Annotated in this window: 16 protein-coding genes and 1 riboswitch; of the genes, 13 read left to right on the top strand and 3 right to left on the bottom strand. The window is 37.2% G+C overall.

The window, feature by feature from the left end; translation table 11 throughout:
• Nucleotides 1-83: 83 nt before the first annotated feature.
• The 13 genes from hutI (at nucleotide 84) to U8519_RS08725 (ending at nucleotide 16,199) form a co-directional block, all read left to right on the top strand.
• Nucleotides 84-1,349 (top strand): imidazolonepropionase, encoded by a 1,266-nt coding sequence (hutI, locus tag U8519_RS08785; protein WP_334329953.1) that lies wholly within the window; start codon nucleotides 84-86, stop codon nucleotides 1,347-1,349.
• A 122-nt stretch (nucleotides 1,350-1,471) separates the two neighbouring features.
• Complete coding sequence (locus tag U8519_RS08780; protein WP_334329952.1) at nucleotides 1,472-4,531, top strand: BTAD domain-containing putative transcriptional regulator; 3,060 nt, start codon at nucleotides 1,472-1,474, stop codon at nucleotides 4,529-4,531.
• Between the two features lie 656 nt (nucleotides 4,532-5,187).
• On the top strand, nucleotides 5,188-6,084 hold the full coding sequence (ftcD, locus tag U8519_RS08775; protein WP_334329951.1) for a glutamate formimidoyltransferase: 897 nt from the start codon (nucleotides 5,188-5,190) through the stop codon (nucleotides 6,082-6,084).
• A 12-nt stretch (nucleotides 6,085-6,096) separates the two neighbouring features.
• Complete coding sequence (locus tag U8519_RS08770; RefSeq protein ID WP_334329950.1) at nucleotides 6,097-6,723, top strand: cyclodeaminase/cyclohydrolase family protein; 627 nt, start codon at nucleotides 6,097-6,099, stop codon at nucleotides 6,721-6,723.
• A gap of 36 nt (nucleotides 6,724-6,759) precedes the next feature.
• Nucleotides 6,760-8,439: a formate--tetrahydrofolate ligase gene (locus U8519_RS08765; protein ID WP_334329949.1), complete on the top strand. Its 1,680-nt coding sequence runs from the start codon at nucleotides 6,760-6,762 to the stop codon at nucleotides 8,437-8,439.
• Between the two features lie 2 nt (nucleotides 8,440-8,441).
• The gene (locus U8519_RS08760) at nucleotides 8,442-9,038 is read left to right on the top strand and encodes a HutD family protein (RefSeq protein ID WP_334329948.1); all 597 of its coding nucleotides are present in this window, start codon (nucleotides 8,442-8,444) and stop codon (nucleotides 9,036-9,038) included.
• A 46-nt stretch (nucleotides 9,039-9,084) separates the two neighbouring features.
• Nucleotides 9,085-10,488: an APC family permease gene (locus U8519_RS08755; RefSeq protein ID WP_334329947.1), complete on the top strand. Its 1,404-nt coding sequence runs from the start codon at nucleotides 9,085-9,087 to the stop codon at nucleotides 10,486-10,488.
• Nucleotides 10,489-10,524: 36 nt separating this feature from the next.
• Complete coding sequence (gene hutH / locus U8519_RS08750; RefSeq protein WP_334329946.1) at nucleotides 10,525-12,075, top strand: histidine ammonia-lyase; 1,551 nt, start codon at nucleotides 10,525-10,527, stop codon at nucleotides 12,073-12,075.
• 109 nt (nucleotides 12,076-12,184) lie between these two features.
• A complete protein-coding gene (locus U8519_RS08745) occupies nucleotides 12,185-13,063 on the top strand; it encodes a YitT family protein (RefSeq protein WP_334329945.1) in 879 nt (292 codons plus the stop codon).
• A 17-nt stretch (nucleotides 13,064-13,080) separates the two neighbouring features.
• Nucleotides 13,081-13,845, top strand: coding sequence for a formate/nitrite transporter family protein (locus U8519_RS08740; RefSeq protein WP_334329944.1), 765 nt, complete (start codon nucleotides 13,081-13,083; stop codon nucleotides 13,843-13,845).
• 14 nt (nucleotides 13,846-13,859) lie between these two features.
• Nucleotides 13,860-13,960, top strand: a riboswitch (THF riboswitch).
• A gap of 39 nt (nucleotides 13,961-13,999) precedes the next feature.
• On the top strand, nucleotides 14,000-14,524 hold the full coding sequence (locus U8519_RS08735) for a folate family ECF transporter S component (RefSeq protein WP_334329943.1): 525 nt from the start codon (nucleotides 14,000-14,002) through the stop codon (nucleotides 14,522-14,524).
• 36 nt (nucleotides 14,525-14,560) lie between these two features.
• Nucleotides 14,561-15,865 (top strand): bifunctional folylpolyglutamate synthase/dihydrofolate synthase, encoded by a 1,305-nt coding sequence (locus tag U8519_RS08730; protein ID WP_334329942.1) that lies wholly within the window; start codon nucleotides 14,561-14,563, stop codon nucleotides 15,863-15,865.
• Nucleotides 15,866-16,046: 181 nt separating this feature from the next.
• Nucleotides 16,047-16,199 (top strand): hypothetical protein, encoded by a 153-nt coding sequence (locus U8519_RS08725; protein ID WP_334329941.1) that lies wholly within the window; start codon nucleotides 16,047-16,049, stop codon nucleotides 16,197-16,199.
• Here the strand turns inward: U8519_RS08725 and U8519_RS08720 are convergent, their stop codons facing one another.
• The 3 genes from U8519_RS08720 to U8519_RS08710 all read right to left on the bottom strand — a co-directional run bounded on the left by U8519_RS08720 (nucleotide 16,200) and on the right by U8519_RS08710 (nucleotide 18,411).
• The gene (locus U8519_RS08720) at nucleotides 16,200-16,634 is read right to left on the bottom strand and encodes an ACT domain-containing protein (RefSeq protein WP_334329940.1); all 435 of its coding nucleotides are present in this window, start codon (nucleotides 16,632-16,634) and stop codon (nucleotides 16,200-16,202) included.
• A 108-nt stretch (nucleotides 16,635-16,742) separates the two neighbouring features.
• The gene (locus U8519_RS08715; RefSeq protein ID WP_334329939.1) at nucleotides 16,743-17,132 is read right to left on the bottom strand and encodes a winged helix-turn-helix transcriptional regulator; all 390 of its coding nucleotides are present in this window, start codon (nucleotides 17,130-17,132) and stop codon (nucleotides 16,743-16,745) included.
• 64 nt (nucleotides 17,133-17,196) lie between these two features.
• The gene (locus tag U8519_RS08710; protein ID WP_334329938.1) at nucleotides 17,197-18,411 is read right to left on the bottom strand and encodes an MFS transporter; all 1,215 of its coding nucleotides are present in this window, start codon (nucleotides 18,409-18,411) and stop codon (nucleotides 17,197-17,199) included.
• Nucleotides 18,412-18,434: the final 23 nt, after the last annotated feature.

Genomic DNA, 18,434 nt, shown 5'->3' with positions numbered 1-18,434 from the left:
TGAAACGCTTACGGTTTTTTTGACACAAATTTGACAGGCTGTATTTAGAATGAAGAAAAGTCATAATTGATGGAGTGTGCAAAATGAAAGCAGATAAGATTTTGAAGAATTTTAATCAGATTTTTTGTCCCTCAGACATTGGTCATCCATTAAGAGGTGAAGAAATGTCCGATGCAAAGATCATTGAACATGGATATATCGCTGTTAAGGATGGCAAAATATTAGCAATCGGGGAAGGACAACCGGATTCTGAACTCATTGCTCCTACTACTGAAGTGGTTGATTATACTGGAAAGATGGCAACCCCGGGCTTGATCGATTGTCATACGCATTTGGTCTATGGTGGTAGTCGTGAAAATGAATTTTCCAAAAAATTAAACGGTGTCCCATATTTGGACATTTTAGCAGCTGGTGGAGGAATTCTTAGTACCGTTAATTCAACTCGTGATGCCAGTTTTGAGACGTTATACAATAAGACATCAAAATTAGTTGACGACATGATCATTCACGGAGTCACTACCGTAGAGGCTAAGAGTGGTTATGGATTAAACTGGGAAACAGAGAAGAAACAGCTAGAAGTAATCAAACAGATCAATGATGATCATGATATGGATCTAGTATCGACATTTATGGCAGCTCACGCTGTTCCTCCAGAATATAAAGGTAGATCAGATGAATTCATTGATATGATTATCAATGAAATGTTGCCAAAGGTTAAAGAAGAACATCTTTCAGAGTTCTGCGACATCTTCTGCGAAACAGGTGTATTCACAGCTGAACAATCCAAACGTTTATTGCAAGCTGCCAAGGATCAAGGCTTCAAATTACGAATTCATGCAGATGAAATCGATTCGATCGGTGGGGTTGATGTAGCTGCAGAATTAGGCTCAGTTAGTGCAGAACATTTAATGGTCATAACGGATGAAGGTATCGATAAGTTAAGCCAAGCACATGTTATTGGTAATTTACTTCCTGGTACAACTTTCAGCTTGATGCAAGATACTTATGCACCAGCTAAAAAAATGATTGAACGTGGTATGGCAATCACTCTAACAACTGACAGCAATCCAGGTAGTTGCCCAACGTCAAACTTACAATTCATTATGCAGTTAGGGACATTTATGATGAAGTTGACACCGATCCAAGTTCTTAATGCTGTGACGATCAATGCTGCCTATTCTGTATGTCGCAATGAAAGTATCGGTAGTTTTGACGAAGGCAAGAATGCGGACATTACTATTTTTGACTCACCAAACATTGACTATCCATTCTATTTCTTCGCCAGCAATCTAGTTAGTGAAGTGTATAAGAACGGTAATCTAGTAGTGCAAGATAGACAAAGAGTTTAATTAAAAAATTAATGAATCGGTTCTCAAAATATGATTGAGAACCGATTTTTTTGTTATCGGTTTCACAAAACTGTGTCTTTTGACATTTTTTTGACGTATAGTAATTGTGGGGTGAGCATAATATGAAGAAAACACTAAAATTTCAATTGTTTGGTAATCCCAAGATCTATTTAGCCGACCAACAGATTTTTTTCTCATTCTCCAAAATCAATGCTCTTTTGTATTATTTAGCTGTCAATCAATCTATCAGCAGAGATGAAATTGCTGGTTTGTTGTGGCCGAATAAATCCGAACAGAGTGCTAGAAAAAACCTCCGCAATACGATTTATCAGGCTAATAAAGTTCTTGGCGACGATTATGTCGTTTCACCAAACAAGTCTGTTTTACAGTTAAATGATGAATTACCTGTTCAAAGTGATGTTGAAGAATTTGTTTCAGATCCGAATGAATATTTAAGTGAGTATCAAGGAGAGTTCTTAAAAGGATTTTTCTTGAAGGATTCTGAGAACTTTGATCAGTGGACAACAAGAATGCGCAATATTTATGAGCAGAAGTTTGTCCAAAACTGTTACCACAAAGTTTCCAATGACATTGCTAACAATCAATTTGATGATGTTGAGAGAAATATTCAACGTTTGATTGCGATCGATGAATACGATGAACGAAATTATCAATTGTTGATGCGATTTTATCAAGATAGCCATCGCAACGGTAAGGTCATCGAAGCGTATTATGAATTAGTTAGTACCTTAAAAGAAGAGCTAGGAATAGAACCTAGCGAAGAAACACGTAAGATTTACGAAAAAACTCTAGAAATAGTTAATCGTAAAAAGAATCATGAAGAGAACGTTGAGAGTTTTAAGTTTTTTGGACGGACACAGGAAATCGAAACGCTTGAAGCTAACTTCGACGGGTTCTTTCATGATCACAATTTCAAGTCAATCATTATTCAAGGGGATGCCGGGATGGGTAAGACGGCATTGTCCGATTTAGTCATTAGTAACATACGTAAGAAACACATATTATTGAACTTTACTTGTTTCCACTCAGAAAGATTCTTTACGTTACGACCATGGCGAGAGATCCTTCAAAAAATCGAAATGATCATCAAAGATAACGAGATCGTAACTTCGAATACGTTCGAGAAGACGTGTCAAAAATTCTTTCCGTATTTTTCAGATGACAGTTTAAGAAACTTTGATGATAATTTGACCGATGATGATATCAATTACTTATCACAGATTATTCTGGAAGTTCTAAAAATAATCGAAAAAGATAATAAACTAATAATCAATATTGATAATTTACAGTGGATGGATGAATGGAGTCTGAGACTATTAACTAGTCTGATGTTGCACGATGATCAGACGTTATTCTTACTAACGCTCAGATCTAATTATCAGACGAGTATCGATGACTTTATCAATACTGTTAGTCATTATGGAAAACTCAATATTATTGATCTAAAGCCCTTTGATCGTGATTCTATGACAGCTTTTCTTGCCAAACAAATGCCTTGTAATGAGTTAGATTTTGCGACAGTCAATGAATTGTATTCTGAGTCAGAAGGGAATCCGTTCTTTTTGATGGAATACGTTAGACAGATCAAACTCGGTTTGCGACCAGATTACATGACACCAAAGATTCAAAAAGAATTGAAGTTTATCTTACAAGATTTAGAACCAGGTGAAGAAGAAATCTTAGAAGTGGCTTCTTACTTTCCTAAGCAAGCACCGGTAAAAATCATTTCTACATTGTTGAATCGTACCGAGGACAGTATTGCTCGTGATATTGCCACGATCAAGGATCATCAACTATTAAATGAGAATATGGTTGAAGGTGAGATTCAGCTGAGCTTCACGCATAACAAGTTTCGTGAATTTATTTATTCACAACAAGCACCATCAAAGTTACGAGTGATCCATGAAAAAATTGCTGTATTGTTAGAACAGAAGTTACGAACTGTGGACGACGAGTCAACGTTGTTGTCACAGATTGCCTATCATTACAAATACGCTAATCAAGAATTGAAGTCACTGGATTATGAGTTATCACATCTCCAAATATCACTGAAGTTCCAACACGAATTATTTCCAATTTATACTGAATACAACAAGGAATCAGTAGAATTAGAAAGTATCGAGTGGCATGACGAACTGGCTAAGTTCAAACAAATTGGTGAGCGTCTCAAGGCAATCGAATATCAGTACGAAGGAAATCAGACATATGAACTGTTGTTGATGAAGTACCTATACTTCGAAGGTAGGTACTACATTAATTATGGAAATTACAATCAAGGAATTGAGAACATTCAACGTGTGATCGTTAAGGCCAAAGAGTTCCATCATGATGACTTCTTGATTCGTGGTTATCGTCAGATGATCTATTACTACATTCAAACTGACAATGCAGATGATATGGTGCATTACATAGATTTAGCGATGAATATTTCGATCAGATCAAATGACCATCAATCTATTGGTATTTTATTGCGTCTCAAAGGACTTTATTATTTAATGGTCGGTAATCTGACGGAGGCTGAGCATCTATTAGTCGAGTCAGTGACAATATTTACCATTTCCGATGAAGTCAAAGAGAAATATTCAAGCAATATTGCGGCAGCGTACGATTATCTAGCTGAAATCGAACGATTACGTGAAAATTACGACGAAGCCGTCAACTATGAGAAGAAAGCTATTGAGTTATGCGAAGCAACAGGCTTAAAAACTAGTTTGGTTATTTTTTATGTTGATATGGGGATTTCACTGTACGCCAAGAAAGATTATGAAGGATCAAAAGTATATCTTCAAAAGGCACGTGGATTATATGATAATTTGACGTCTCCATGGAAACGGACGCAACTCAATGCGTATCTAGCCTTGAATGAGTTGCACGATGGAGATTATGAATCAGTTTTGAGATTTTTATTGAGTTTTAACGAATACTACACGCATTTATCCAATCCCAGAGATATGGGAATAGTTTACTTTATTCAAGCAATTGTTAAAAAAATGATCAATGACCATTTGATCAATGATCCATCATTACATGAGTTACTTAGTCAAAATGAAGCTTTTTACTTTGAAAAAGCCAAAGAGAACTTGAGTCAGTATCGTGATCGTTTTGAACTGCAATATTTAGACGGAATTTTTGACGGATCTGATTCGATCAAGAATGGTTAATAAATTAAAAAAATAATATAGAGTAAGGCGCTAAAAATGACAAAATTAGTTATTTTTAGCGCCTTTTCTGTTTTTTTGAATGATTAGAAAAAATTAATTTTAGCTGATATTTTTTAATGTTTGAATCTATTAAACGTCAAAAGAAGTGATATTGAGAAATAGTTCACTTGACAAATATTTAGGCGGATATTCTGACTTTTTTAGCCAACCTATCGTAACTTGATTTCTATTAGTAATCCTAATAGTTTGTATCGATAAAATTAATTGAATCACTGATAGCTATAACTTTTTTGAAAATATCAGCTTAAAAAACCACTGTCAAAAAAGTGTCAAATTTTGGATTTTATAAAAATGTGTTTAAACATTATTTTATAAAACTAAAAAAATTATATATGATTGAAATATTAAAATCGCTGAAACCCTTGCTACGGGCGCTATTGACCGGTTTTAACTACCATGATAAGTTAATAGCGGTTAATGAAAGCGATAACAGATAAATCAGGTTTTGAAAAACATTTCGGGGGATATCCAGAAGTCGTGGATGATTTTTATACAGATCGAGGTGATGAAAATCCACAATTGTGACCCATGGAAATCTGGATTTGTTGTCTTTTATTAAAGCAATCAAGTACACAAATTTGAAAGGATGTTTGATCATGGACAAATTAATTGAATGTATTCCAAATTTTAGCGAAGGCCGAAATCAAGAAACAATTGATGGTTTAGTTGAGACAGCCAAGGGTGTCCAAGGTGTCACACTATTAGATCATTCTTCAGATACAAATCATAATCGTAGTGTATTTACATTAGTTGGTGACGAAGATGGAATTCAAGAAGTAGCATTCCAACTCGTTAAATATGCAAGTGAACATATTGATATGACTAAGCACGAAGGTGGTCATCCACGTATGGGCGCAACTGATGTAGTGCCATTTGTACCAATCAAGAACATTACCGCAGATGAATGTGTTGAAATTTCAAAGAAAGTTGCTAAACGTGTTAATGATGAATTAGATATTCCAATCTTCTTGTACGAGGATTCAGCATCTACACCAGCACGTAGAAATCTTGCCAAAGTAAGAAAAGGCCAATTTGAGGGTATGCCTGAAAAGCTCCTCCAAGATGAATGGGCACCTGATTATGGTGAGAGAAAGATTCACCCAACAGCCGGAGTTACAGCTATTGGTGCACGTATGCCGCTAGTAGCATTCAACGTAAACCTTGATACAGATGATGTAACTATTGCCAAGAAGATTGCCAAGATCGTTCGTGGTTCAAGTGGCGGTTTCAAGTATTGCAAGGGTATCGGATTAATGCTTGAAGATCGTAATATTGCTCAAGTCTCCATGAACATGGTCAATTACGAAGGAACACCATTATATCGTACATTCGAAACAATCAAATTCGAAGCTAAACGTTATGGAGTAAATATTATTGGTAGTGAAGTTATTGGATTAACACCTGCTAAAGCTCTCGTAGATGTTGCTGAATATTACTTACAAGTTGAGGACTTCGACTACAACAAACAAGTTCTAGAAAACCACTTAATTTAAGGAGAACGACCAATGAAATTAACTGACATGCAAGTACGTGAATTCATGACTGTTCTTGGTTCGGATGAACCAGCACCAGGCGGTGGCTCAGCATCTGCACTTGCCGGTTCAATGGGAATCTCGTTAACTAAGATGGTGACTGAACTTACGATTGGCAAGAAGAAATATTTAGAATTTGAAGATATTGCCAAAGAAACTCGTGAAGAAGCTGGAAAATTACAACTGGAATTGCTTGACGCTATCGATAAGGATACGGAAGCATTCAATGAAGTGTCAGCCGTGTTCTCCATGCCTAAGTCGACTGATGAAGAAAAAGCTGCACGTAGAAGTGCCATGCAACAAGCACTTCAAGGCGCTACTAAAGCACCATTTGACATTATGGAGAAATGTGTCGAAGCATTGCGAGTTACTGAATCGATTATTGGTAAGTCAAATACTAATGCAGCCAGTGACTTAGGAGTTGCTGCTTTGAATTTGAAGTCAGCACTTCAAGGCGCATGGCTGAACGTATTGATCAACTTATCAGGCATCAAAGACGAAGCATTCGTACAAGATTACAAAGAAAAAGGAACAGCCTTATTAGAAGAAGGATGTCCTTTGGCAGATAAGATCTACGAAGAAATTTTGAAAATTGTATAGCTGTTAATACTGATGAGAAGGGCGGAATTAAATATTATGGCAAGTTTATCTGATATTGAAATTGCAAACCAAGTTGAAATGGAACCAATCCAAAAAATTGCTGAATCAGTTGGTATTCCTGAAGATGATTTATCAATGTATGGAAAATACAAAGCTAAGATCGATATTAACAACATGAAAGACCTAGATGATGCTAGCCAACGTGGAAAACTTATCCTAGTTACAGCCATCACGCCAACACCTGCCGGAGAAGGTAAGACAACTGTATCAGTTGGATTAGTTGATGCATTATCAAATATTGGTAAAAAAGCAGCGATTGCTGTTCGTGAACCATCATTAGGACCGGTCTTTGGTATCAAAGGTGGAGCTGCTGGTGGTGGACATTCTCAAGTTGTTCCTATGGAAGATATTAATCTTCACTTTACAGGCGATTTCCACGCTATCGGTGCCGCAAATAACTTATTAGCTGCCTTATTAGATAATCATATTCATCAAGGAAATGCCTTGAACATTGATACTCGTAAGATTACATGGAAACGTGTGGTTGATATGAATGATCGTCAATTACGTCATATTGTGGATGGATTGCAAGGACGTGTGAACGGTGTTCCTCGTGAAGATGGTTATGATATTACAGTTGCTTCAGAAGTTATGGCTGTATTGTGCCTATCAAATAATATTACTGAACTCAAATCAAAATTACGTAAGATGATCGTTGCTTATAACATGGATGGTGATCCTGTTACAGCTGGTGACTTGAAGGCAGAAGGAGCATTGACAGCCTTATTGAAAGACGCTATCAATCCTAATATTGTCCAAACATTAGCACACACACCAGCATTCATTCACGGTGGACCATTCGCTAATATTGCCCATGGATGTAACAGTATCTTAGCTACAAAACTTGCTTTGAAGTATTCAGACTATGCAGTTACAGAAGCAGGATTTGGTGCTGACCTTGGTGCTGAGAAGTTCATCGATATCAAGTGTCGTCTAGCTGATATGCAACCAGATGCAGTTGTTCTTGTAGCAACAGTTCGTGCCTTAAAGATGCATGGTGGCGTCAAGAAGACAGACTTGAATGAAGAGAATGTTGAAGCAGTAGAAGCTGGATTACCAAATATGAAGAAGCACATTGATAACATCCAAAATGTTTATGGAATGCCAGTAGTTGTGGCTATTAACAAATTCCCTAACGATACCGATGCTGAATTAGCTGTTGTACAACAAGCATGTGAAGATATTGGTGTCAAAGTTGCCTTATCTGATGTATGGGGTAAAGGTGGAGAAGGTGCTGTTGAACTAGCTAATGCAGTAGTTGAAGCCGCTGACCAACCAAATAACTTCAGCTTTGTCTATGATTTGGAAGATTCAATTGAAGAGAAATTAAACAAGATCGTACAAAAAGTTTATGGCGGTGAAGGTGTTGAATTAACACGCGGAGCACGTAAACAACTATCAGAATTAGAAAGATTAGGATTTAATGACTATCCAATCTGTATGGCTAAGACACAATACTCATTCTCTGACGATGCTAAGAAGTTAGGTGCACCAACAGGCTTCACAGTTAAGATCAGTAACTTGAAAGTTTCTGCCGGTGCCGGATTTATCGTTGCTCAAACTGGGGCAATTATGACAATGCCAGGATTACCAAAATCACCAGCTGCAGAACGTATTGATGTTGATGAGAATGGAAATATCTCTGGACTATTCTAGAAATGAAATTACTTAAAGTAACAGAGGATGACTACCAAGTTTCAAATTGGAGTGGGGGTCAGACAAAGCAATTTTATCTATCCCCAACCAATGGACAATATCGACCAGGCAATTTTGACTATCGGATTTCTAGTGCGACAGTTGAATTAGATACGACAGAATTTACACCCTTGCCGGGTTATAACCGAATAATATTACCGCTGCAAAATCAATTAACTTTGGAGAATGGAACTAAGACGATTACTCTGGATCCATTTCAAAAATATTATTTTGCAGGAGATGACAAGATTACTAGTCATGGCAAATGTGTTGATTTTAATTTGATATATCGTTCTGATCTTGAAGGACATATAAACTTTCTAATCGATAATAAATCTTTGAAGCTTAAGGAAGATACAGAATACATTTGTTATTTCTTACATGGATGCTCAGTGATTTTTAAAGACGACGAATCAATGCAAAGTAAATTCGTTAGTAAAAATGAATCATTATATTTTAAAACAAATTCAACCTCGACAATGTTTGTGACAAGTGCGGCAGGTTCTTCAATAAATCCTATGGCCATTTTAGTTTGGACAAGTGAGAAGGAATCAAAATAAGAATTGCGCTTCAAGAACAGGTTTAACACTGAGAGGAGAATCAAACATGAAAAGTAAAAGCCAAATTCCTGAAGATTCAGATATCAAAGATATCGAGGAATTAGATAAGGTCGGCGAAGACGCAAAGTTCAGTCTTAATGGAGCCACGCTCTATGGTATCAATGCTGTTATCGGATCAGGGATCTTCCTTCTACCAAAGGACATCTACAAGGACTTGGGACCAGCTTCATTGGTCGCCATGTTACTGGATGTATTGCTGGTTCTGATGCTAGCGGTTTGTTTCGCTGAAGTTTCTGGATATTTCAACAAGAACGGTGGAGCTTTCCAATATGCTAAAACAGCATTTGGTGACTTCGTTGGATTCAACGTTGGTATCCTAGGTTGGTTCGTTACTATCGTAGCTTGGGCTGCTATGGCAGCTGGTTTTGCTAAATTATTGATTCAAACATTCCCTTCGTTAGAAGGAAAAAACACAATTATAAGTATCTTATTAGTAACGTTCTTATCAATTATCAATAGTACTGGTATTAAAACTTCAAAGGTTTTTACAATTACAATTACTATCGCTAAGATTATTCCAATTATTGCATTTACTCTTGTTACAATCTTTTTCATTAAACATGGTATCAAAGTTGGACACTTCACACCGTTCGTACAATTGAGTCCTGGAATGACGATTTCTAAGGCTGCATCTTCAACTGCGTTGACAGTGTTCTATGCATTTATCGGATTCGAAGCCTTGCCAGTTGTTGCTGGTGAGATGCGTAATCCAAAGAAAAATGTTCCTAAGGCTATTATCGGATCGATCAGTATCGTTTCATTATTCTACTTCATGATTATTGCCGGAACCATCGCAATGCTAGGAACAGGGATCTTACAAAGTAACGCTCCTGTTCAAGATGCTTTCGTAGAAATGATAGGACCTGCTGGTAAGTGGATTATTTCAATCGGTGCATTGATCTCAATTGCTGGATTGAATATGGGTGATTCACTGATGATCCCTCGTTATGGAGCTTCTATCTCTGACGAAGGATTGTTACCAAAAATTATTGCTAAACAAAATAAAAAAGGCGCTCCATTCGTTGCCATTATCGTTTCAGGTATTATTACAGTTCTATTCTTACTAAGTGGTTCATTCGAACAATTAGCTGAATTAAGTGTTGTTTTCAGATTCTTTCAATACATTCCAACTGCACTTGCCGTAATTTGGTTAAGAAAGAAAAAAATGGACAACGAACCAGTCTTCAAACTACCATTCGGACCAGTTATTCCTGTAATTTCCATTATTGTTAGTGCTTGGGTAGTTGCTGCAGCTAATCCGGTTAACCTTATTGCTGGACTTGTGGGTGTAATTGTAGCAAGTACAATGTACTTCTTGTTTATTAGAGGTAAGAAATTGGGATCTGATGGGAATTCAAATATAGATTCAGATGATGTAGATCCAGCTTAAAATTTTGAATTATAAAAATAAATGGGGGTTTTACAAATGATCAAAGAAAAGACAATCGTATTAGACGGTAACAGTTTGAAACTTGAAGATGTTGTTTCAGTAGCACGGAATAACGTCAAGGTAAGTATCGCACCTGAGTCAGAACAAGCAGTTAATGACTCACGTAAGATCATCGATAAGATTGTTGAAGACAAACGTGTTGTTTATGGTGTTAACACAGGATTTGGTTCACTTTGTAATGTAAGTATTTCTCAAGAAGACACAGCTCAATTACAAGAGAACTTGATCAGAACACATTCATCAGGTTATGGCGATCCATTCCCAGAAGATGTTGTTCGTGCCATTATGTTGATTCGTGTTAATTCACTTGTAAAAGGATTCTCAGGAATTCGCTTGAGTACAGTTAAAGCATTGATGGATATGTTAAATGCGGGAGTACATCCATTTATTCCTGAAAAAGGTTCATTAGGTGCATCAGGAGACTTAGCTCCATTAGCACATATGGTTCTGCCACTATTAGGATTAGGTAGAGCTTATTACAAAGGCGAATTACTACCTGGTAAGACAGCCATGGAAAATGCTGGTCTTGAACCAATTCGCTTGAGTGCTAAAGAAGGACTAGCCTTGATCAACGGAACTACAGTTCTAACAGCTGTTGGTGCTTTAGCAACATATGATTCAATCGAATTATTAAAACTCTCAGATATTGCTGGTGCATTATCATTAGAAGTTCATTCCGGTATTTCAAGTCCATTCGAAGAAGATCTACACACGATTCGTCCACAAAGTGGTCAATTAGCAACAGCTCGTAACATCCGTAGATTGATCGATGGTTCAGACTACACAACTGAAGCAACACAGGACCGTGTTCAAGATGCATACACATTGAGATGTATTCCTCAGATTCACGGTGCAAGTAAGGATTCAATTGCTTACGTTAAAGAAAAAGTCGAAATCGAAATCAACTCAGTTACTGATAATCCAATCGTTACTCGTGAAGGAAAAGTTATCTCAGGTGGTAACTTCCACGGTGAACCAATGGCACAACCATTTGACTTCCTAGGAATTGCTGCTTCAGAAATCGGGAATGTTTCTGAACGTCGTGTAGAGCGCTTAGTTAATACACAATTAAGCAAGATGCCTTCATTCTTAGTTAAACATCCTGGACTTAATTCAGGATTCATGATCACACAATATGCTTGTGCTTCACTTGCTTCAGAAAACAAGATCTTAGCACATCCAGCCAGTGTTGATTCAATTCCTTCATGTGAAAACCAAGAAGACTTCGTAAGTATGGGTACAACTGCTGCACGTACAGCCGCAGAAATCATTGGCAATTCAAGAAGAATCGTTGCTACTGAAATCATGGCTGCTTGCCAAGCCTTAGATATCAAGTCACGTCAATACGGACTTGGAAAAGGTACACAACCTGCATACGAAGAATTCCGTAAGTCAGTTAGTTTCATCGAAAATGATAAAGATATCGAAATTTACGACGAACTAAATAAAGCCACAGAAGTGCTTGAAAATGGTAATTTATTGAACGCTGTTGAAAAGACAGTGGACTTAGATATTCAATTTAAATAATTAGCATATGAGCAAGTAAAAAAGTGTTGAATGACTTAGACCGCTGCGAACCTTTTTACTTGCTCTTTGTGGTATCAAAAGTTATTTAGAAGGGATGCAAATTTAAAACATGTTGAATGATAAGCGAGAAAAGTTTTGGCAAGATGTAGTTACCAAACTGACGATTGCTATGATATACGCTGTCTTATATTCCATGGCTTTGAATTTCTTCTGGCAGCCAGGACATATTTATTCTGGCGGATTAACTGGTATAGCTCAGATATTATCAACACTTGCTGAAAGAGCCGATAACATCAACATACCTATCTCAGTTATTTATTACCTGCTTAATGTTCCGATGTTCATTCTGGCATGGTTCAAGATCAATCGTAAGTTTGTTGTGTTTACTATCATTGCAGTTACATTTGCTTCATTTGCCATTCAAATAATGCCTAATATGACGTTGATCGAAGATCCAATAATTTGTGCAGTTTTCGGTGGATTGATCAATGGATATTCAATGGGATTAGCTCTTAAACACGGTATTTCTACTGGTGGGATGGACGCATTGATCATTACCTTGCGTCAGGCAACTGGTATTAGTGTTGGAGCGATTTCCATGGCTTTTAATGGTGTGATTGTTTTAACTGCCGGCTATTTGTTCGGCTGGCCATATGCCTTTTACAGTTTGGTTTCGATCTTTGTCAGTGGAAAGGTTACTGATCTGGTCTACGTCAAGCATCAAAAGGTCCAAGTGATGATCATTACACGTCGTCCAGATGTTGTAATACCGGCACTGCAAAAGAAATTAAAGCGTGGTATAACTGCTATACCGCAGGCTTATGGTGCATATGATTTTAATACTCAATCAGTTTTGATCACGGTTATCACCGTCTATGAGATGGAAATCTTAGCTGCGATCATGAAAGAAGTAGATCCAAAGGCGTTCGTTAGTGTTTCGCAAGATATTAAGATCTTGGGGACGTTTGAGGAATTGGATATAGTTTGAAAATAGGGGATGAGAAAGTGTACAGTCCTGAAGAAATTGTGGAATTAAGTATTACCAAAGGAACAGCCAAGATTCAAAAGCCGCTTCTGGCAAAACTTATTCTAGGATTCATCGGAGGTGCCATGATTTCCTTAGGATATTTAGCCTACATCAGAGTTTCAGCATCGATTCCATCTGATTTGGCTAGTATTGCCGCCTTAGTTGGCGCATCCGTCTTTCCCATTGGTTTGATCGTTATCTTATTAGCTGGTGGCGAGTTAGTGACTGGTAATATGATGGCGGTCAGTTTGGCAGCATATGCTAAACAAGTTTATTGGTGGGATTTTGTTAAAAATTTGATTATTATTACATTCGCCAATTTTATCGGTGCCGTTTTTGTAGCTTACTTCTTTGGGTATATTGTGGGATTGACTCATGTTGGAATTTTCCGTGATGATTTGATCCATATTGCTCAAAGCAAAGTAGCATCACCCTTCATAGCCAGTTTTGTCTCGGGCATCGGTTGTAATTGGTTTGTCGGTTTAGCATTGTGGCTCTCATACGGAGCTAAAGATGCTGCCGGTAAGATAATCGGTATCTGGTTTCCAATTATGATATTTGTTGCCATTGGATTCCAACATAGTATTGCCAACTGTTTTGTGATTCCTGCAGCCATCTTCGAAGGTGCAGTTACTTGGGGAGATTTCTTGAATAACTTGATACCAGTTTATTTAGGAAATATTGTTGGTGGTTCTATCTTTGTTTCAGGATTTTATTACTTTAGTTATAAGTTTCAACATTAAAAAATATCAAATAGGACAGAGTAGTTGGTAGAGCGTTAAGTGTCGGAGAGACGGAATGTGCTTTCCGAACGAAAAATGACGATCCATTTGCGGTTTTGCCAACGCATTCGCTGCATAAAGATTTATGTGGCAGCTCTAAAAGGAGATGCTAGGAATGGATAAAAGAAGCAACGCACAATTTATAGCAACAATGGGATTATTAATTGCATTAATGATAGTATTGTCACAAGTTTTTGGTTTTGAAACACAATTGTTAAAAATAACTTTTGATTTTATACCGCAAGTTGTTATGGCTAGTTTATTCGGACCACTTTGGACGGGGATCGGATCAGTCATTGCGGATTTGATTGGTAGTACAGTTCTTGGTAAAGGTGCATTCTTTATCGGTTTTACCCTCAATTCATTTATTACGGGTGTCTTGTATGGATATTTCTTCTATAAGAAACCAATAAGTTGGAAGAATGCCTTTTTATGCGTATTGTTGAATACTTTGATTATTAGTTTGTTCTTAACACCATTATGGTTATCAATTATGTACAAGATTCCGTTCACAGATGGTAGATTGTGGATGATTCGCATCGTCAAAGCATCAATAATGTTGCCACTTCAAACTGTTATGATCGTATTCTTTGGCAATGTTATTCCATTTAAGTCACTATCTAAGAGATTTGCTGCATAAAGGTAATCATCGCATCAGTATAAAGGGGTGTTAATTATGATCAGAACAGGTGAAGAAGCCGTAGCTTGGATTCATACGAGAAGAAAATTTGGATCAAGACCAGGGTTAGATAGGATCAATGCCTTGTTAAAGATGTTGGACAATCCAGAAGATGAGGTTAAGAGTATTCACATTGCTGGAACGAATGGGAAGGGATCAACTGTCATGTATCTTCGATGTCTATTGGAAGAACTCGATTTGACAGTTGGAACATTTACCTCACCGTATATCGAAACTTTCTATGAACGTATTTCAGTAAATGGACAACCAATTCCGGAGGATGATTTCGTTGAATTAGTAAATGTGTTTATGCCATTGATTGAACGATTAGATGAAGATGAACACTTACAAGGTATAACTGAATTTGAAATTCTAACTGGGATGGCATTTTATTACTTCAAAGATCGAGTCGATATTGCCATTATTGAAGCTGGAATCGGTGGATTGATGGATAGTACCAACGTTGTCCATCCGATGCTTACAGCAATTACAACTGTTGGCTTGGATCATGTTGATATTTTAGGTGATACGCTAGCAAAGATTGCTCAACAAAAAGCTGGTATTATCAAATATCATGTTCCTATCGTGGCTGGGGATATTCCGGATGAAGCTTTATCGGTGATCGATCATCAAGCTACTGAAACCCACGCTCCTTTTTATGGTGAGAATAGAGATTTCTTAGTTGATTATATTGGATTTGATAAGAACCGTAATGAGAGGTTTAATTTTAGAAATCACCAATTTGATCTCAAAGATCTACGGATTCCACTCAAGGGTAAACATCAGACTGAGAATGCTGGTGTGGCCCTGGAATTATTCTCCTTATATTGTCAGCATGAAAGTATTCGTGTCAATGAGAGTCACATTCGTTCAGGATTAAAAAAGGTTCGTTGGCCTGCTCGGATGGAAACGGTCAGTGAAGATCCAATGATCATTATGGACGGTGCCCATAACCCGCATGCAATGCGTCGTTTAACTGACAATATGGTTAATGAATTTGGTGATAAGCATATTAACGTGTTGTTCTCTGCCATTACAACCAAAAACATCGATGAAATGTTGAATATGCTGGAACAAGTGCCAAATATTGAGATCACGATAACTACTTTTGATTTTCCTAGTTCATTAAATTTGGAAGATTATGCCGGATTGAAGAATATCAATGAGATAACGTTGGTAGACGACTGGCACGATGGGCTTGATGATATTAAGTCTAAAATGGGATCAGATGATGTATTGTTTGTTACTGGTTCGTTGTATTTTATTTCTCAAGTTAGAGATGAGATGAAGAAGGTTCATTAGTCGCTGTTGAATATAAGTGACCATAAAAAAACGAGTTCTTGTTTAGAAATCACAGGTTGGATTTCTTACAAGAGCTCGTTTTTTGTTTGCGCATTAAATAGGCATATGTTATTCATTATTTCGTCACATTTTTTCGTTACATTAGTATTAATAATTAATCTAATTAAACGGAGGACAGTGCATGAATTTTTTAACGATTCCTCTGACATTTGTCATTGGGTTGTCATTTTTGTTGTCAGCTAGTCACATCAAAAGTAAGTACATTTCAAAATTCTTCTATTGTATTGGTACCTTTGGCGTGATCATTGCAATGTATATTGCTTGGCCTAAATAGTTACTCGACAGATATCAATTGAACATTACTGATAAAATCAAATTCACGTAATTTATCCATTAAATCGTCAAGCGTGCCGGTTAGATGGCTAATATCTAAGGAAATGACAACGCTGGCAATATTGTGGATCGGAATGTTTTGGTTGATCGTCAAGATACTAGCGTTAGTCTCTGAAATAATTCCTAGTACTTTGGATAGGATACCTTGTTCGTGATTTAACATCATTGAAATCAAGGCTTTACGATCACTCATATCTTCATCTGGAAGATAGACTAGGTCCTTATATTTGTAGTAAGTGCCACGACTGATACCGACCATCTTAACAGCTTCACTAACGTTGTTTGATTTGCCAGTCTCTAACAAGTCACGGGCTTTGATAACTTTATCAAATGATTCTGGGAGAATAGAACTATCAACTATATAATATTTTTCCACGATAAATCCCCTCGCAATTAATTGTATAAACTCTTTTAAAAGTATATCACGATTAATAAACTAATGTTCAATCAAAAAGAACAGTTCGTTATGAACTGTTCTTTTTAGTTATTCAACATCTGATAGGTCTTGTGTATCTAGATAATCGCTTTTTAGTAGAATAATGTTTTCACCTTTGGCTTTGCGACGGGCAATGTTGTCTTCACCCCAGAGGCACAATTCTTCAAGGATGCGATTCAAGCTGTCTCCGTATTCAGTCAATGAGTACTCAACCTTAGGTGGTATTTGATTGTAGACTTTACGTGCCACGATGCCGTCGTCTTCTAATTCACGTAATTGTTGCGTCAACATTTTTTGAGTGATATTGGGAATGGCACGGCGTAATTGTCCGGTACGCATGGTTTGATGTTTGAGGTGGCAGAGAATGATTGGCTTCCATTTTCCACCAATAATGCTCATAGTAGCTTCAACGCCAATATTATAAATAGATTGTTTCATAAATAATTACCATCCTCATAAACTAGTATTAATATCTTACCATCATTCGAAGATTACTCAAGTTTTAGCAATTCTCTAATTCAATATCATTTGGTGTCAAGTCTTTGGCGGCAACCATCTTTTGTAGGACAACGATCAAGACGATTCCAACGACCAGCATGGCTATTCCTAACCAAGGAGTATTACTCAATTGATCAGCAGCGACAGCTTGTCCACCGATCGATGAACCAAAGGTGATACCGACATTGAAAGCTGAAATATTTAAAGCTGAAGCTAGAGAAATTTCGTTAGGTGTGAATTTTTCAGCAAGTTGAACGATATATAGCTGTAATCCGGGAACATTCATGAAGGCAAATAATCCCATGATCAAAATCGAAATCAAGCCTAGTAGATGCATGTTCATAGTTAATCTAACAAGTATCAAGGCAATGCCAAGTCCGACTAACATTTTTAGTAGTGCCTTTAGTGGATTCTTGTTGGCCAAACGACCACCGAGCGTATTGCCAATAGCGACAGCTACACCATAAAAAATTAAAATAATGACGATTGCGGCTTCGGACCATCCCATTTGTTTATTTAAAATAGTCGTTAAATAAGTATATACGGGGAAGGTTGCGCCGTATCCAAGAGCAGTGATGATTAAGATAATTAGTAATTCTGGTTGTTTGATGATTTTCCACAAGCCTTTTGCATTAGTTGGCTTAGGAAGTGGTAGGTTATTTGGTACTAAGATAATATTAGTGATCAATCCGATCAAACCTAATATTACTAGGAAGAAGAATGATGCACGCCAATTGATGTTTTGACCGATAAAAGTTCCTAGTGGAACACCAGTCACAGTAGCAACAGTTAAGCCGGTGAACATAACAGCTATCGCAGAAGCACGTTTATTTGGTTCCACTACATCAGCAGCAATCAGTGAAGCAATTGCCATGAAGATACCGTGTGATAGAGCCGTTACGATTCTACCTAATAATAGAATCCAAAAAGTTGGTGCCAAGGCGGCGATCAAGTTACCAATAATGAAGCTGACCATGATGCCGATCAGTAATTTTTTTCTTCCCCAACGATTGGTGATCAAAGTCAAAATTGGAGCACCGACCATTATTCCAGCAGCGTAGATGGAAACAGTCAATCCACCAGTTGCTAGAGAGATATTAAAAGTCTTAGTTAGTATCGGCATGATCCCGACACTGATGAATTCAGTTGATCCAATGGCAAAAGCACTGATAGCTAATGACATTAAGATCCATGTTGGTGATACTTTTTTGTTGTTCATATTTTTAACTCCCTATATGTGTT

Source organism: Companilactobacillus sp. HBUAS59699 (assembly GCF_036913575.1).
In the GTDB taxonomy this organism is placed as follows: domain Bacteria; phylum Bacillota; class Bacilli; order Lactobacillales; family Lactobacillaceae; genus Companilactobacillus.
The sequence above is the reverse complement of the archived record's forward strand: the minus strand, read 5'-3'. Positions and strand labels throughout refer to the sequence as shown.

Bases quoted from the DNA above. Each gene is read 5' to 3' on its own strand.
- U8519_RS08715 (WP_334329939.1), bottom strand. From the start codon at position 17,132: ATGAAACAATCTATTTATAATATTGGCGTTGAAGCTACTATGAGCATT.
- U8519_RS08765 (WP_334329949.1), top strand. From the start codon at position 6,760: ATGGCAAGTTTATCTGATATTGAAATTGCAAACCAAGTTGAAATGGAA.
- hutI (WP_334329953.1), top strand. From the start codon at position 84: ATGAAAGCAGATAAGATTTTGAAGAATTTTAATCAGATTTTTTGTCCC.
- U8519_RS08725 (WP_334329941.1), top strand. From the start codon at position 16,047: ATGAATTTTTTAACGATTCCTCTGACATTTGTCATTGGGTTGTCATTT.
- ftcD (WP_334329951.1), top strand. From the start codon at position 5,188: ATGGACAAATTAATTGAATGTATTCCAAATTTTAGCGAAGGCCGAAAT.
- U8519_RS08755 (WP_334329947.1), top strand. From the start codon at position 9,085: ATGAAAAGTAAAAGCCAAATTCCTGAAGATTCAGATATCAAAGATATC.
- U8519_RS08780 (WP_334329952.1), top strand. From the start codon at position 1,472: ATGAAGAAAACACTAAAATTTCAATTGTTTGGTAATCCCAAGATCTAT.
- U8519_RS08730 (WP_334329942.1), top strand. From the start codon at position 14,561: ATGATCAGAACAGGTGAAGAAGCCGTAGCTTGGATTCATACGAGAAGA.
- U8519_RS08710 (WP_334329938.1), bottom strand. From the start codon at position 18,411: ATGAACAACAAAAAAGTATCACCAACATGGATCTTAATGTCATTAGCT.
- hutH (WP_334329946.1), top strand. From the start codon at position 10,525: ATGATCAAAGAAAAGACAATCGTATTAGACGGTAACAGTTTGAAACTT.
- U8519_RS08735 (WP_334329943.1), top strand. From the start codon at position 14,000: ATGGATAAAAGAAGCAACGCACAATTTATAGCAACAATGGGATTATTA.
- U8519_RS08770 (WP_334329950.1), top strand. From the start codon at position 6,097: ATGAAATTAACTGACATGCAAGTACGTGAATTCATGACTGTTCTTGGT.
- U8519_RS08760 (WP_334329948.1), top strand. From the start codon at position 8,442: ATGAAATTACTTAAAGTAACAGAGGATGACTACCAAGTTTCAAATTGG.
- U8519_RS08745 (WP_334329945.1), top strand. From the start codon at position 12,185: ATGTTGAATGATAAGCGAGAAAAGTTTTGGCAAGATGTAGTTACCAAA.